This is a genomic window from Deltaproteobacteria bacterium, assembly GCA_020848905.1.
Taxonomy (GTDB): Bacteria; Myxococcota_A; Polyangia.
This window is the reverse complement of the sequence record JADLHG010000016.1, coordinates 48,619-63,931: the sequence shown is the minus strand read 5'-3', so window position 1 is coordinate 63,931 and position 15,313 is coordinate 48,619. Positions and strand designations below refer to the sequence as shown.

The window sequence follows — 15,313 nt, the reverse complement described above, 5'->3', positions numbered from 1 at the left end:
ACATGTCGAACGATCGCACTCCTACCGGCGGCTTCGGCACGAAGGCCATCCACGCCGGGCAGCGCCCCGACCCCACGACGGGCGCGATCATGACGCCCATCTACCAGACCTCGACATACGTCCAGTCGGGGCCAGGCGAGCACCTGGGCTACGAATACGCGCGCACGCAGAACCCGACCCGCGAGGCGCTCGAGGGCTGCATCGCGGCGCTCGAGGGAGCCGCGCACGGGATCGCCTTCGCCTCGGGCTGCGCCACCACCGACGCGGTGATGCACCTGCTCGACGCCGGCGACCGCGTCGTCTCCGCCGACGACGTCTACGGCGGGACCTACCGCATCTTCGACAAGGTCTACCGCCGCCACGGGCTCTCGTTCGATTTCCTCGACCTCACCCGCCCCGAGAACCTCGTGCCGGCGCGCTTCGCGGGGACCAAGCTCGTCTGGCTCGAGACCCCGACGAACCCGATGCTGAAGGTCATCGACCTCCGCAAGGTGGCCGAGCTCGCGCACCAGGCGGGGGCGCTCCTGGTCGTGGACAACACCTTCATGACCCCCTTCAACCAGCGCCCGCTCGAGCTCGGCGCCGACCTCGTCGTGCACTCGACCACGAAGTACCTGAACGGCCACTCCGACGCGGTGGGGGGGATCGCGCTCACCTCGAACGCGGAGCTCCACGCGCGGCTGAAGTTCCTGCAGAACGCCGTCGGTGCCGTGCCGTCGCCGAACGACTGCTTCCTCGTGCTCCGCGGGCTGAAGACCCTGCACGTCCGCATGGAGCGCCACGAGACGAACGCGCGCGCCCTGGCCGGCTTCCTCGCCGAGCACGCCGCCGTGCAGAAGGTGATCTACCCGGGCCTGTCGAGCCATCCACAGCACGCGCTCGCCAAGGCGCAGCAGACGGGCTTCGGCGGGATGATCACCTTCGTGGTCAAGGGCGGGCTCCCCGCGGCCCGCGCGGCGCTGAAGGCCTTCCGCGTCTTCGCCCTCGCCGAGAGCCTGGGCGGCGTCGAATCCCTCGTCGAGCACCCCGCGATCATGACCCACGCCTCGGTGGAGCCGCACCTGCGCGCGCAGCTCGGCATCGACGACGGCCTGATTCGCCTGTCGGTGGGGATCGAGGACCTCGAGGACCTCCGCGGCGATCTGGCCGCAGCGCTGGCCGCCGCAGAGCGGGTGTAGTCCCCGCGACGTTCTACGGGCTCGGCTGGGCCGTCGGCTCGGAGTTCTTGAACCGGTAGGCCTCCCCCTGCTTGTAGACCGCCGCGATCTGGCTCACCCAGGCCACGAGCCGCCGGCTCCCGCTCTGCACGACGAAGAAACGCGCCTTCTCCTCCTCGACGATGGAGCCGTGCAGCACCACCCCGTTCTTGAGGATCACCTGGTCGGCCGTCTGCAGGACCGGCTGCTCGGACCCCCGCCACACGACCTGCCCCACCTCGCGCTTCTTCACCGCGCGCACCTCCCCGAGCCGCTCCAGGATGTAGTAGCTGCGGTTGTGCGCCACGACACGGCAGGGGACGCGCACCCCGGAGAGGAGCACCACCACGTCCTCGTTCGGCGCGGGGCACTTCGGACACACGCTCGTGATGGGGCTGAACGGCGTGAACCCCGCCGAGAGCGCGCTAAGAGGGACCAGGAAGAGCAACGCACGCAGGGATCGCGACGACATCGGGCAACTCCGCTCTGCAACGCGCCGCATGGTAGCAGTCCCTCGTACCCGGTCACAACGAGGGACGCTCGAGCCGCTGAGCGAGCGCGAGCCGAAACCCTGCGTGAGCCTTGCACCGCCCCGCGCCCGCGTGGGATAGTAGCCGTTGCCTCAATGACGCGATCATCCCGCCGATGAAGCCACGGGGACCACGCCCATGAGCCTGACGCTGAGCTGCCCGCAGTGTGGTCGGCGCTTCGCCGAACCCGCGGACCGTTGCTCCGTCGACGGCTCGCCGCTCTACGGGCCGGAGGTGCTGGCCCGCGTGGGCGCCAAGCTCGGCAACTACGACATCCAGGGGATCCTGGGCGAGGGGGGGATGGGGGTCGTCTACCGCGGGGAGCACAGCCTGCTCGGCAAGCCCGTGGCGATCAAGGTCCTGCACGAACGCTTCGCCCGCCGCAAAGGGGCCGCGGACCAGTTCCTCAAGGAGGCTCGCGCCGCGAGCCGCATTCGCCACCCGAGCATCGTGGACGTGACCGACTTCGGCACGAGCCCCGACGGGTCGGTCTATTTCATCATGGAGTACCTCGAGGGAGAGAGCCTCGAGACGATCCTGGCGCGGCAGGGGGTGGTGCCGATCTTCAAGGCCGTGAACATCGTGCGGCAGATCGGACACGCCCTCGCCGCCGCGCACGACCACGGCATCGTTCACCAGGACCTCAAGCCCGACAACATCTTCCTGACCAATCGGGAGGGGCGCCGCCGCGTCGTTCGCGCGGTGCAGAACGACACCGGACGCCAGTTCGTGGTCGAGGCCGAAGGGACCTTCGACTTCGTGAAGGTCCTGGACTTCGGCGTGGCGCGCATGATCGCCGACAAGGCGCCCTCGGGCTGGAGCACCAAGACCGGCATCATCTTCGGCACGCCCCACTACATGTCTCCCGAGCAGGCCCGCGGCGAGGCGGTAGACGGCCGCAGCGACGTGTACGCGCTCGGCATCCTCTTCTACGAGATGGTGACGGGGACGGTGCCCTTCGAGGGAGACGCGGCGCTCGACATCCTGAACGGGCACGTCTCGGGGAAGGTGGTCCCCCCGGGCGAACGCAATCCGCGCGTCCAAGTGGACGAGGGCACGCACCGCACGATCATGCGTTGCCTCGAGAAGAAGCCCGACCGGCGCTTTCAGACGATGGACGACCTGGTCGAAGCGCTCGCCGACTGCTTCACCGACACGGTCTTCCTGCGCGATGCCCACCGGCTCCCCGGGGCCGTGGAAGCGGGGATCGTGCCCCCGCACGTGCCTGATCGGCCCGACGAGCTCCCCCTCCCCGCGGGAGCGAGCAGCACCGGGGCGGCCGCCGCGCCGCCGCGCCCCGCGAGTCCGCCCTCCCCCGCAGTGGTCGCGTCGCGCCCCGGCGCTCAGGGAGGCCGGACGCCCAGCTCCCGCCTGACCGACGAGCTGGCCGAGCTCTTCTCGGCCACGAATCCCTCGGGCGGCTCGCCCGGCGCGCTCCCGTCGGCGAGTGCGCGCGCGGTCGTGCCAAACACGCCGGCTTCGACGGCCACTCCCCCCGAAAGGGAGGCGCCGCCGCTGTTGCCGCACGGCACGGGCGGCATCACCGCGGGCCGCCATGCGGTGATCGGCACCCCTCGCTCGCGCACGGGGAGCGGTCGCGACACGGACATCGGCATCGGCACGCTCTCCGACGAGGAGACCGTGGAGCAGCACCCCACCTCTCCCGTGAAGAAGAAGACCCCGACGGCGCCCTTCGGCACAGCCGTCGACCGCCCACCGAGCAAGAAGTAGCCGCGCGGGCGGGAGCGCCCCGCCTGCCGCCCGGGCCGCGCCTTGCCATCCCTGGAGCGATCCGGTAGCTTCCGGCCCGACGTACGCCATCCTATATGCGCGCTGCGGGCGCGCGGCGGCGGGTTAGGCCCGCCGGGGAGGAAATCATGCGCAAGGTCTTCGTCGCGGGTGGGGCCCACACCAAGTACATCGGGAAGTTCCATCCGGACTTCGTCTGGAAGGGCCACCCCGAGTTCGGCAAGCGAGAGAACCCCGACCTGGAGTGGTACATCAAGGAGGCGGCCCTCGGCGCGCTGGCGGCGACGCACGCCGCGGCGGTGGCAGTGGACAAGGCCTTCGTCGGGAATTTCGCGGGCGAGCTCTTCGACAACCAGGGCCACGCGGGGGCGCTCCTCGCCGGGGCCGACCCCGATCTGGGCGGCAAGCCGATCGCACGGGTCGAGGGAGCCTGCGCGTCGGGGGGCCTGGCCGTGGCCTGCGGGGTGGACGCCATCCGCGCCGGCGCCGAGGTCGTGCTCGTGGTGGGGGCGGAGATCCAGACCACGCAGAACGCCAAGGTCGGAGCCGACTACCTGGCGCGTGCCGCGCACTACAAGACCCAGCGCGCGATCGACCCCTTCACCTTCCCGTGCCTCTTCGCGCGCCGGGCCAAGGCCGTGATGGCGGAGACCGAGACCACCATGGAGGACTGCGCGCGGACCGCCGTGAAGGCCTACGCCAACGCAAACCGCAATTCTTTCGCTCATATGCATACTGTGAAGATGGGCCTCGCGCAGGCCAACACCGCCTCGGACGCGAATCCCCTCTTCATCTCGAACCCCGAATACAAGGAGTACCTCCGGGTCTCCGACTGCTCGCAGGTCTCCGACGGCGGCTCCGCGCTCTTGCTCTGCTCCGAGGAGGGGTTGAAGCGCATCGGCCGCAAGGCCGCGGATTGCGCGGAACTTCTCGCCTGCGAGGTGGCCACCGCCTCACTGCGCGCCGAGCCCCCGCCACTGCGCATGGAGAACACGGCCGCGGCCGCAGCCCGGGCCTACGCCGCCGCGGGGGTGAAGCCCCATCAGGTGCAGGTCGCGGAGGTCCACGACTGCTTCACCATCACCGAGCTCCTCATGTACGAGGCCCTGGGCTTCGCCGAGCAGGGCAAGGGGGCGCGGCTGGTCCGCGAGGGCAAGACGGAGCTCGGCGGGACGCTCCCCGTGAACACGGGCGGCGGCCTGGTGGCCTTCGGTCATCCCGTCGGTGCGACGGGGATCAAGCAGGTGCTGGAGCTCTACCGCCAGATGAAGGGCCAGTGCGGGGACTATCAGCTGAAGACCGCCCCCACCCTGGGCCTGAGCGCCAACATGGGCGGGGACGACCGCACCGCCGTCGTCTGCGTGCTCCGAAACGTCTAGTCGCTACGCAAGTTACTATAATTTAATAACAAAACCCTCCGTGGCCGCTCCGCCGCCCCCGCGGTATGCTCCCCTCATGCTGTCTGAGCCCCGGGAACTCGAGGTCGCGCTTCCCGCGCGCGTGGTGGTCCTTCCGGCCGAGGAGGTGCTCTTTCCCTCGCTGGTCTTGCCGATCACGGTGCCGAAGGGGGAGCAGAAGGCGCTGCTGGCCCTCACCGGCCCCACGGGGCTCGTGGGCGTGGCCCTCCGAAGCGACGCGGTCCACGCGGCCGCGACGACCGCGGCACCGGGGGAGGCGGAGAAGCCAGAGCTCCAGCCCGGCCTCTTCGACGTGGGCTGCATCGGGCGGATCCTGCGCAACGCGCGGCTGCCGGGGCGACGGCATGGCCTGATGGTGGCGGGCGTGCGGCGCATGCACGTCACGCGCTACGAGCGGGTCCAGGGCTGGCTCATGGCGGAGGTGACCTACCCCGAGGAGCGCATCCGCAGCCCCAAGCGCGTCGAGGCGCTGATGCGCAACGTGCGCTCGGCGGTCGCCGAGCTGACGGGCCTCTCCCGCTGGACCCCCGAGGACATCGGCCGCGCTGCCGCCGAGCTGGACGAGCCGGGACAGCTCGCGGACTTCGTGGCGGCGAGCCTCGCGCTTCCCATCGAGGAGCGTCAGGCGCTCCTGGCCACCCTCCTCGTGGACGAGCGGCTGCGGCGTATCCTCGGGCTGCTCGCGCGCGAGACCGACCTCGCCCGGCTCGGCCAGAAGGTCCAGGAGGAGATCCAGCAGAACGTCGAGAAGAGCCAGCGCGAGACCTACCTGCGCGAACAGCTGCGCGAGATCCGGCGCGAGCTGGGCGAGGAGGTAGACGAGAAGGAGCTCGAGCTCGAGCGCTTCGCGAAGCGCCTCGACGAGCTGCCCGAGGCGGTTCAGGAGCGCGGGCGGCGAGAGCTGGCCAAGGCCCAGCTGCTCCCGGCGGACTCGAGCGAGTACCACATGCTCCGCACCTACCTCGACTGGCTCGTGGAGCTCCCGTGGACCGCGCGGACCGAGGACTGCCAGGACATCCGCAAGGCGGCGCGCCAGCTCGAGCGCTCGCACTTCGGCCTGAAGGAGGTCAAGCAGCGCATCATCGAGTTCCTCGCCGTGCGCAAGCTGAACCCGCGACGCGGAGGAGCCATCCTCTGCCTCCTCGGGCCTCCCGGGGTGGGGAAGACCTCGCTCGGGCAGGCCATCGCCGACGCGCTCGGGCGACGGTTCTACCGCATCGCCCTCGGCGGCATGCGCGACGAGGCCGAGATCCGCGGCCACCGCATCACCTACGTGGGGGCCATGCCCGGGCGCATCCTGCAGGCGCTGCGACGGGTGCAGGTCCAGAACCCGGTCTTCATGCTGGACGAGGTGGACAAGGTGGGCGCCGACTGGCGCAGCGATCCGACGCACGCGCTGCTCGAGCTCCTCGACCCGGTGCAGAACCACGCCTTCGTGGACAACTACCTGGACCTCCCCTTCGACCTCTCGTCGGTGCTCTTCGTGGCCACGGCCAACGTGGAGGAGCAGATCCCCGAGGCGCTGCGCGACCGGATGGAGTTCATTCGCCTCGCCGGGTACGTGGAATCCGAGAAGCAGGCCATCGCCGCCCGGTATCTGCTCCCGCGCCAGCGCCAGCAAAACGGCCTCGAGGCGCGCCACCTGCGCCTCGGACGGAAGATGACCCGCCAGGTCATCGAGGAGTACACGCAGGAGGCCGGCGTGCGCGAGCTGGAGCGCCAGATCGGGCACCTCTGTCGCAAGCTGGCGGCAGAGATCGTGCTGCGGCGCCGGAACGCCGACGACACGCTCGAGATCCGCAAGGAACACCTCGAGCGCTACCTCGGCCCGCGGCGCTTCGCGCGCGACCCGGACTTCCGAGGACGACGACCGGGCGTGGCGCTCGGCCTGGCCTGGACCCCGCACGGGGGGTGCTTGCTGCTCGTCGAGAGCGTGCTCGTCCCGGGCAAGGGTCGCCTGAAGCTGACCGGCCTCGTCGGAAAAGTCATGAACGAGTCGGCCGCCATCGCGCTCTCGCACGTGCGGGCGAACGCGGTGCAGTACGGCATCGACCCGCGGCTCCTCGCCCGCCACGACGTGCACATTCACATCCCCGAGGGGGCGGTGGCCAAGGACGGCCCCTCGGCGGGCATCACGCTCGCCACGGCCCTCATCTCGCTACTCCGTCGGCGCGGGCGCGGGCAGCAGCTCCGGCAGAACGTGGCCATGACCGGGGAGCTGACCCTCACCGGCGCCGTGCTCCCCGTGGGGGGCATCAAGGAGAAGGTCATCGCCGCGCAGCGGGCCGGGCTGCGCACGCTGATCCTGCCGGCCGACAACAGCCCCGACCTGCTCGCCATCGAGCCGCACCTGCGGCGCGGCCTCACCGTGCTCTGCGCGCGCACCATGACCGAGGTGGTGGAGGTCGCGCTCCCCAAGGTCACGCTCGAGACCGCCGCCGTCCCGCTCCGCGCCGTGCCGTAGGAGAAGTCTCCCTTCCCACGTCGGCGCCCCAACCTCGGCCGGAAGCGCGGGAGCTCCGCGGATCCTGCTCGACCCGACTGCGCTCTGGGACTAAGATCGCGAAAAACAAATCTTCGTCCCCCAGAGGAGCGCGCATGGCCGGTGATCGACCCCGCCCGGGGCCGGGTGGTGGACCCAGCGGAAAGACCCCGAGGAAAGAGGATGACCTGCAGGGCTGGGGGGAGCAGTTCGACTCCCTGGTGCGGGAGGACGACACCTTCGCGGACCGCACGCCCCCCGAGGGGTTCGAGCTCCCCCAGGGGGAGACCGAGCTGCCGAGCACGGCCTCGCTCTGGAACCTGGACCGCCTGGACGCCGAGGAGGCGCCGCACGAGGTGACCCTCGAGCAGGACGCGGCGAACCCGGCTGACGACCTCTTTGGTCCGCCGGGGGACCTCGACTTCGGCGCGCCCCTCGACGAGGAGCTCTCCGCCCGGCGCGAGCCCTCGGTGCCCGCGGTCTTCACCTCGGCCTCGGGCGAGTTCCTCACCACCGAACCGCCACCGCGCCCGCCGATGGGCGAGGTCGCGTCGCCCATGACCACCGAACCCTACGCCGCGCTCGGCCCCGACGACGTGGAGGGCGCCGAAACGGAGGGCGCCGACGAGGGGCTCTCCGACCCGTTCGCCTCGGTCTCGGTGGACGTGGAGCTCAGCGAGCCCGAGGCAATGCCCGACGCCTTCCCCCCGCTCGCGCACAGCGTACCGACGGCGGGGATGGCCGCGCTCTCCGCCGAGCGTCCGTCGCCCGGCGCCGGACGTCAGACCGATGCGCTGCGCGACCTGGGCTCCTGGGGCGAGCTCCTCGAGGAGCCCGCTGCCACCGGCGAGCCCGAGGAGCTTGCGACCCCGGTAGCGAGCCACGAGGCCCTCTCCCGACTCGCCGTGACGGCGACGGACGAACTCGAGGAGCGCGGCACGCAGCGCCCCACGGCCCGCGGCATCGGCACGGTCACCACGGAACCGGGCACGGGCGCTCCGCCGGTCCCCGCTCCCCCGTCGCCCGTCGCGGCGCCGCCCGCGTCGGCATCCACGTCCGCGCCGTCGCCCACGGCCCCGACGGCCGGCACGCGCGCGGTCGGCTCGGCCGCGCCGCCCGCGCCGGCGGGTCCGCTCCGCACCACGGCGACGCCCCCCCCGGCCGGGCGTCCACCGACCTCGGTCACGGGAGCCCCCTCCGCGCCCACGACGTTCGCTCCTTCGGCCCCGGCGCAGGACAAGCCGCGCGTCCCCCCCCTCTCGTCGCTCTCGATCCAGGCGGCGATCGCGCCGCCCCGCCCCAAGCCCACCACGCGCGAGGTGCGCACCGCCGTCTCCTCCGCCTCGGAGGCCTCCGCCGGCCCCGACGCCCGGCCCGCCATCGAGCCGCTACCGCTCGACCAGACCCTCCTCGAGGGAGAGGAGAGCTGGCTCGGCGACTATCAGGTCTTCAAGACCGTCACGCAGCGGCTCGCGCGCATGGGCGAGTGGCGACGGCTCGCGGCCGTCACCGGGCACACCCTCGTGCGCGCGGAGTACGCGACGGGGACCACCCGCACCGCGCTGCTTCTCGACCTCGCGCGCATGTACCGCGACCGGCTGGCCGACGAGCTCCGCGCCGAGCAGGCCTTCGCCGCGCTGGCCAAGGACGACCCGGCCAGCGCCGAGGCACTCGACTACCTGACGGATCGCTACCAGCGACAGGGGGCGTGGGAGGCGATCTACGACCTCTATCAGTCCGCCGTGGAGGCCACCTGGGATCCCAACGATCGCCTGGAGTGGACCCGCCGGTCGGCGTCGCTCGCCACCGAACGCATCGGCCAGGTGGAGCTGGCGATCAAGGCCTGGGAGCACCTCTGGCAGCTCGGGGACGCGATCGACGAGGCGAGCCGCGCGCTCGCGGGGCTCTACCGGCAGGCCGGCCGCTGGGCCGACATGGCGAGCTTCCTCCAGCAACAGGCCGACCGCCTGCAGGGCGCGGCGCGGCTGGTGGTGCTGCGCCAGCTAGCGGAGGTGAAGCTCTCGGCGCAGCGCCTCCCCGACGAGGCGAGTCGCGTTCTCGAGCAGATCGTCGAGCAGAGCCCGCAGGACCCGATCGCGACGCTGCAGCTCGCGCGCGTCTACGCCCAGCGCAAGGACTGGGGCTCGCTCGAACGCCTCGGCAAGCGCGCGGCGGCGGAGCAGGTGCCGCCCGCGGCGGCGATGGACCTCCTGCGGCTCGTCGCCGATTCGCTCTGGCAGGCGGGGCGGCTGGCGCAGGCCGTGGAGGCCTACGACCGCATCCTGGAGGCCGACCCCGCGGACCACGAGGGGACGAGCCGCAAGCGCGAGTTCCTCATTCGCTCGGGGAAGTACGCCGACCTCCTCGCGCTGCTCGTGGCCAAGGCCGATTCCACCGACGACGATGACGAGCGGGCCCAGATCCTCGCCGAGGCCGCGCAGCTCGCCGAGACCGAGCTCAAGGATCTGCCGCAGGCCGTGCGCCTCTGGGAGAGGCGCGTCACCATCGATCCGGAGCACCTCCCCTCGTTCGACGCGCTGGCCCGCATCTACGAGGCGCTCGGCGACGCCCGCGGCATCGCCCGCGCTCTCGAGGGGCAGCTCGCCCTGACGAAGGAGCTCCGCCGACGCATCGAGCTCCTGCGCCGCCTCGGGCATCACTACTCGCAGCGCATGGGGGACGACGAGCGCGCGGAGGGGTGCTGGAAGGAGATCCTCGGCCTCGACCCGAGCGACCTGCTCGTGCGCGAGGAGCTGATCGCGCTCCACCGCCGGCGCGGCGCCTACGAGGCGCTGAACTCGGCCCTGCTCCGTCAGATCTGGCTCACGCAAGACCGCGAACGCGCGGAGAGCCTTTGCCGGATCGCCGCCGAGAACCTCGACGAGCACTTCCAGGAGCCCCCGCGCTCGGTCGAGGCCTGGCGGCGCGTCCTCGACTACGCGCCGCAGGACCTCCAGGCCCTCAAGGCCCTCGCGAGGCACTACCAGGCGCTCGACCAGCGCCGGGAGCTCGTCGCCGCCCTCGAGCAGCAGATCGAGAGCACCGACGACCCGGTGGCGCGGACGCAGCTCACGCTGCAGGTGGGACGCCTCTGGGAGCAGGAGAAGGCCGGCCGGGCCGCGGCCGCGGCGTACGAGCGCGTGCTGCGCTGGGATCCGGTGAACGGCGCGGCGCTCGAGGCGCTGGTACGTCTCTACCGCCAGAACAACCAGACGGGCAAGGCCATCGGCGCGCTCGAGCACGCGAGCGTGCTGACGCTCGACACGGCTCGCCGCATCGAGCTCCTGCGCACCTGCCTCGGGCTCTTGCCGCTCGAGGACCACACCGCGCGCTTCTGGCTCCTCCGCCGCATCCTCTTTCTCGGCCCGGCGAACCGCGAGGTGATCGAGGAGCTCAAGACCGAGGCCGACGCCGAGCCGAGTCTCTGGCCCGAGATGGCCGCGGTCATTACGCAGCTCGGTTGCCAGCAGCCCTCCTCGGTGGAGCGCGCGGAGCTCCTGCAGGAGCTCTCCTGGCTCTGCGAGCAGAAGCTCGACGGTCCGGGGCGCGCCTACGTCGCCGCGCAGGCGGCGCTCCTCGGGCCGGCGACCGCCCCCGAGAGTCTCGACGAGCTCCGCCGCCTGGCCCGCAGCACGCGACGCCACGAGGACCTCCTCGGGGTCCTCGACCGGCTAGCCACCCCGGAGTTCCCGCTGCATCAACGCAAGGAGGCGATCCGCGAGCGGGCCGCCATCTGCGAGCTGGACCTGCGCGACCCGATCCGCGCCTTCCACGAGTACCGGCGCCTCCTCGAGCTCGACGCGGTCGACTGGGAGCCCCTCACCGAGCTCGACCGCCTCGCCGCGGACCACCAGCTCTGGACGCAGCTCGACGCGACCTTCGCCGAGCTCTGGGACCGCACCAACTCGGATCGTGACCGGCTCGAGCTCCTGGCCCGCCGCGACCGCGTGGCGCGACAGAAGCTGCAGAGCCGCGGCACCGCCTTCGATCACCTCTGGCGACGGTTCCGCATCCGGGCCGACGACGGCGAGCTGCTGCGCCTCCTCACCGAGGACGCGGAGGCGCTCGGCGGCTGGGAGTGGGCGCTGCCGCAGCTCGAGGCGGCGCTCCTGGCGCAGGGCGACGAGGCCCCCACGGACCAGCTCGGTCAGCTCGCCGGGCTCTACGAGCAGAAGCTCGGCGACGTGGAGCGCAGCTTCGCGCTCTACTCCGAGGCCTTCTGGCGCAACCCCGTCGCCCCCGACCTGCCGGGCAAGCTCGAGCAGCTCGCCGCGCGGATCGACCGCTACGAGACGCTCGCTCACACGTTGCGCGAGGCGGCCGCGCGGCTCCCCGACGGCGACGTGAAGCTCGACCTCTTCCATCGCATCGCCGCGATCTACGAACAGAAGCTGCACGCTCCCGCGCGGGCCATCGACATCCACCGCCGGATCCTGGACCTGAAGCCCGAGGAGATGCGGTCGCTCGACGTGATGCTCGACTGGCACCGCGAGCGCAAGGAGTGGCGCGACCTGCGAGACCGCCTGCACCAGTGGGTCCGCCTGGCGCCGGCGCACCAGAACCGCGTCCCCAAGCTCCTCGAGGTGGCGCACCTCTCCGAGCAACACCTGCGCGACGCCGAGGCCGCGCTCGAGGCCTACGGGCAGGTGCTCGAGCTCGACCCCGAGCAGCGCGACGCCCGTCGCGGCCTCGAAGGGCTCGTCCTCTCCATCACCGAACCCGGGCTCCGACTGCGCTGGCTGCGCATGGAGCTCCGTCGCGCGACCGCCGTGCGCGCCCTCGAGCTGCGCCTCGAGATCGCGAGCCTCCAGGAAGACGAGCTCCAGGACGGCGCGGGCGCGATCGAGACCCTCACCTCCCTGGTGGAGGAGACCGGCGCCGACGGCCCCGGCTTCGCCCCGCTCGCCCGTCTGTTGCGCCAGGAGAAGCGCTTCAAGGAGCTCGTGGTGCTCCTCAAGCGCCGCGCCGAGCAGGCCTCCGACCCGGCCCTGAAGCTGGCGAGCCTGGACGAGGCGCTCACCATCTGCAAGGACCACCTCGACGAGGCGGAGCCCGAGCTACGCGAGGCGCTCTACCGCTTCGTCCTCACGCTCCGGCCGACGGATCGCGCGGTCAGGGTCCGCCTGGCCCGCCTGCTGCGAAACCATGCGCGCTGGGCCGACGTGTGCGGCGTCCTCGAGGAACAGCTCCACCACACCCCGCAGCCCAGCGAGCGGGTGGCGCTCCTCCACGAGGTCGCCCGCCTACAGGCCCTCAGCCTGTCGGAGCCCGACCGCGCCGAGAACACCTGGCAGCGCATCTTGAAAGAGGTGCCGGGCGAGGAGGGCGCGCTCCTCGCGCTCGCGCGCCGGGCTCTCGGGCGCAACGATCTGGATCGCTACCTCGAGCTGCGCCTCGAGCAAGCCCGACGCCTGCCCCCGCGCGAGGCCGCCCTCGTGCTCTGCCACCTGGCCGAGCTCTGCGACGAGACGCCTCGCCTGCACGAACGCATGCTCCCCTTCTACCGGGAGGCACGCGGCACCGACGCCGAGAACGTCCCCGCGATGGAGGCTCTCAAGGGGATCGGCCGCCGCCTGAAGAACCTTCGGCCGGCCGCGGCGCTCCTGCCCCTCGACGGCGAGCGGGACCTCTCTCCGTCCGAGCGCGCGGTGCGCCTGAAGGCCCTCGGCGACGCGTCGCTCGACCAGGACCTCCCCTCCGCCGTGGAGTGGTACCTCCGCGCCACGGCCGTGAATCCGGACCACGCCGCGGCCTGGGAAGCCCTCGCCGCGGCGCTCGAACGGCTCCCCGACCCGGGAGGCGTCTTCCGCGCCGGTCGCTCCTGGCTCTACGCCCTGCAGCGCACCGAGGCCCTCTCCCCCGAGCGGCTCCGCGAGGAGACCGAAAGGCTCTACGTGCTCGCCTCGAGCGCCCGGGCCGCCGGGCACGAGGAGGTCTACGTCCAGCTCGTTCGCCAGGCCTACGAGCTCGTCCCGGGGTACGCCCCCGCGGCGCTGGCCATGGCGCACTACCTCATCGACCGCGATCAGGTCGACGAGGCGCACATCCTGCTCGACGACATCCTGGTCCACCACCTCGCCGACCTCGGCGAGGATCAGAAGGTCGTGGCCTACTTCGGTCGCGGCCGCACCCTCCGCCGCATGGGGAAGCGCGACCAGGCGATGGAGGACTTCCGCCAATCGCTCCAACGCACGCCCCTGAACGCCGACTGCCTCATGTCGATGGGGACGCTGCAGGCCGAGGCCGGACGCGTGGCCGCCTCGCTCGAGTATCAGATCCGCGCGCTGACCGTGATGCAGGACGCCACGGGCCGGGCGCGGCTCTACCACCGCATCGGCGTGCTCTGGGAGGACGGGCTCAAGGCCACCCACGAGGCCGGCGCGTGTTACGAGCTGGCCCTCGCCGAGGGGCTCGGCGAGCGCGACCTCCTGCACCGGGCGCTCCGACATTTCCAGCGCACGGGGCGCCTCGACCAGAGCCTCGAGGTGGTGGACGGCCTGCTCCCCACCGCCACCGACGCCGACGAGCTCGCCACGCTCTGGCTCGTGCGGGGCGAGATCTTCGCCGCGCGCGAGGGGCGGGAGAACGAGGCCATCGAGGCCTTCGACATGGCGTTGAGCTACGACCCGAGCCGCCAGGAGGCGCGCGAGGGGCTCACCATGGTGCTCGAGCGGCGCGGCGACTGGCTGCAGCTCCTGCAGGTGCTCGAGGCGAGCTGCGACGTCGGCACCCCCGAGCAGCGCAGCCAGGCGCTCCTGCGCATGGCCGACATCTGCAGCCTCCAGCTCGGCGACCCGGATCGCGCCGAGCACTACCTTCGCGCCTCGGTCGAGGCCTCTCCCACCCGTCGCGCGCTCGAGCAGCTCGAGCGCATCTACGCCACGCCCCCGGAGCGCGTGCGCGAACGCCGCGACGCCCTCGGCCTGCTGGTCGCCTTCGGCCCACCGTGGTTCGATCGCGTCACCGAGCTCGCGAAGCTCCTCCTCTCCGAGGAGAAGCGGTGGGCCTGGTGCCTGCTCTCGCCGCTCCTCGGGGTGAGCCAGATCGACCCCGACCTGAAGGCCGTGGTCCAGGCCATGCGCAAGGAGTACGAGCGGCCGCCCATGCTCTCGTCGTCCGCGGAGCGCCACCCGCTCCTCTCGCACACCCCCGCGCACGACGCCCTGCGCGCCGTGCTGGCGGAGGTCGAGGCGGCCGTGAAGCCCATCGGCATCGCCACCGTCGATTCCGTCGGAGACGGCGCGGCGATCGGCATCAGCACCGCCACGACCCTCGGCAAGTCCTTCGCCGCGCTGGCGGACGCGATGCAGCTCGCGGGCTGCACGCTCTATCGGACGCAAGAGCAGCCGGAGAGCGTGGCGATCGTGAACGGAGAGCAAGGGCCGAGCGTGATCGTGCGCACGGAGGTGATGCAGCAGCTCGTCCACGCGGAGGTGGGGTTTCTCTTCGCCTACGCGCTCGAGCTCTGCCGACCGGGGCACCGGGCCATCGCCGCGCTCCCACGCGACGGGCGGGACCAGCTCGTCCCCGCGCTCTGGCTCGCGCTCGGCTTCACCCGCGAGGCGGGCAAGCAGGCCACCAAGCTGGCCACTCGCATCCGGGAGACCGCCGTCGAAGGGACGCTCGCGCGCTGGACCGAATGGCTGGGTTCGCTGCAAGGCCAGGACCCGCTGGCCCTCGGACGCAGCTACTGGTCCGGGGTCTGTCACACCGCGCGCCGCGCGGGCCTGCTCGCCGGCGCGGACCTCCGTCAGGCCTTCCGCGTGGTCTCGCGCCTCGAGGAGCCGGAGGTCCCCCGCCCCCGCGTCGTGGCCCGCATGGACGAGCTCGACGAGTACGTGGCCTCGTCGGCCGTGCTGCAAGACCTGGTCGGCTTCGCCGCCTCCCCCTCCTTCGGCGAGCTGATGCGCACCTCGCGCGTCGCGGACGGAGCGTAAG

The 15,313-nt window shown here is 72.0% G+C and carries 6 protein-coding genes; 5 read left to right on the top strand and 1 reads right to left on the bottom strand.

What is annotated here, in order from left to right:
- Window positions 1-2 precede the first annotated feature (2 nt).
- The gene (locus IT371_07325) at window positions 3-1,178 is read left to right on the top strand and encodes a PLP-dependent transferase (protein ID MCC6747451.1); all 1,176 of its coding nucleotides are present in this window, start codon (window positions 3-5) and stop codon (window positions 1,176-1,178) included.
- Window positions 1,179-1,191: 13 nt separating this feature from the next.
- On the opposite strand, the gene IT371_07320 is transcribed toward IT371_07325, so the two are convergent.
- On the bottom strand, window positions 1,192-1,668 hold the full coding sequence (locus IT371_07320) for a hypothetical protein (protein MCC6747450.1): 477 nt from the start codon (window positions 1,666-1,668) through the stop codon (window positions 1,192-1,194).
- Between the two features lie 196 nt (window positions 1,669-1,864).
- Here IT371_07320 and IT371_07315 point away from each other — a divergent pair, with 196 nt between their 5' ends.
- The 4 genes from IT371_07315 to IT371_07300 all read left to right on the top strand — a co-directional run bounded on the left by IT371_07315 (window position 1,865) and on the right by IT371_07300 (window position 15,312).
- The gene (locus tag IT371_07315; protein ID MCC6747449.1) at window positions 1,865-3,457 is read left to right on the top strand and encodes a serine/threonine protein kinase; all 1,593 of its coding nucleotides are present in this window, start codon (window positions 1,865-1,867) and stop codon (window positions 3,455-3,457) included.
- Between the two features lie 146 nt (window positions 3,458-3,603).
- The gene (locus IT371_07310) at window positions 3,604-4,854 is read left to right on the top strand and encodes a thiolase domain-containing protein (protein ID MCC6747448.1); all 1,251 of its coding nucleotides are present in this window, start codon (window positions 3,604-3,606) and stop codon (window positions 4,852-4,854) included.
- A 76-nt stretch (window positions 4,855-4,930) separates the two neighbouring features.
- Window positions 4,931-7,357 carry an endopeptidase La gene (gene lon / locus IT371_07305; GenBank protein ID MCC6747447.1) on the top strand — a complete coding sequence of 809 codons (2,427 nt, stop codon included), beginning with the start codon at window positions 4,931-4,933 and terminating at the stop codon, window positions 7,355-7,357.
- Window positions 7,358-7,491: 134 nt separating this feature from the next.
- Window positions 7,492-15,312, top strand: coding sequence for a hypothetical protein (locus tag IT371_07300; GenBank protein ID MCC6747446.1), 7,821 nt, complete (start codon window positions 7,492-7,494; stop codon window positions 15,310-15,312).
- The last annotated feature ends 1 nt before the right edge of the window (window position 15,313 follow it).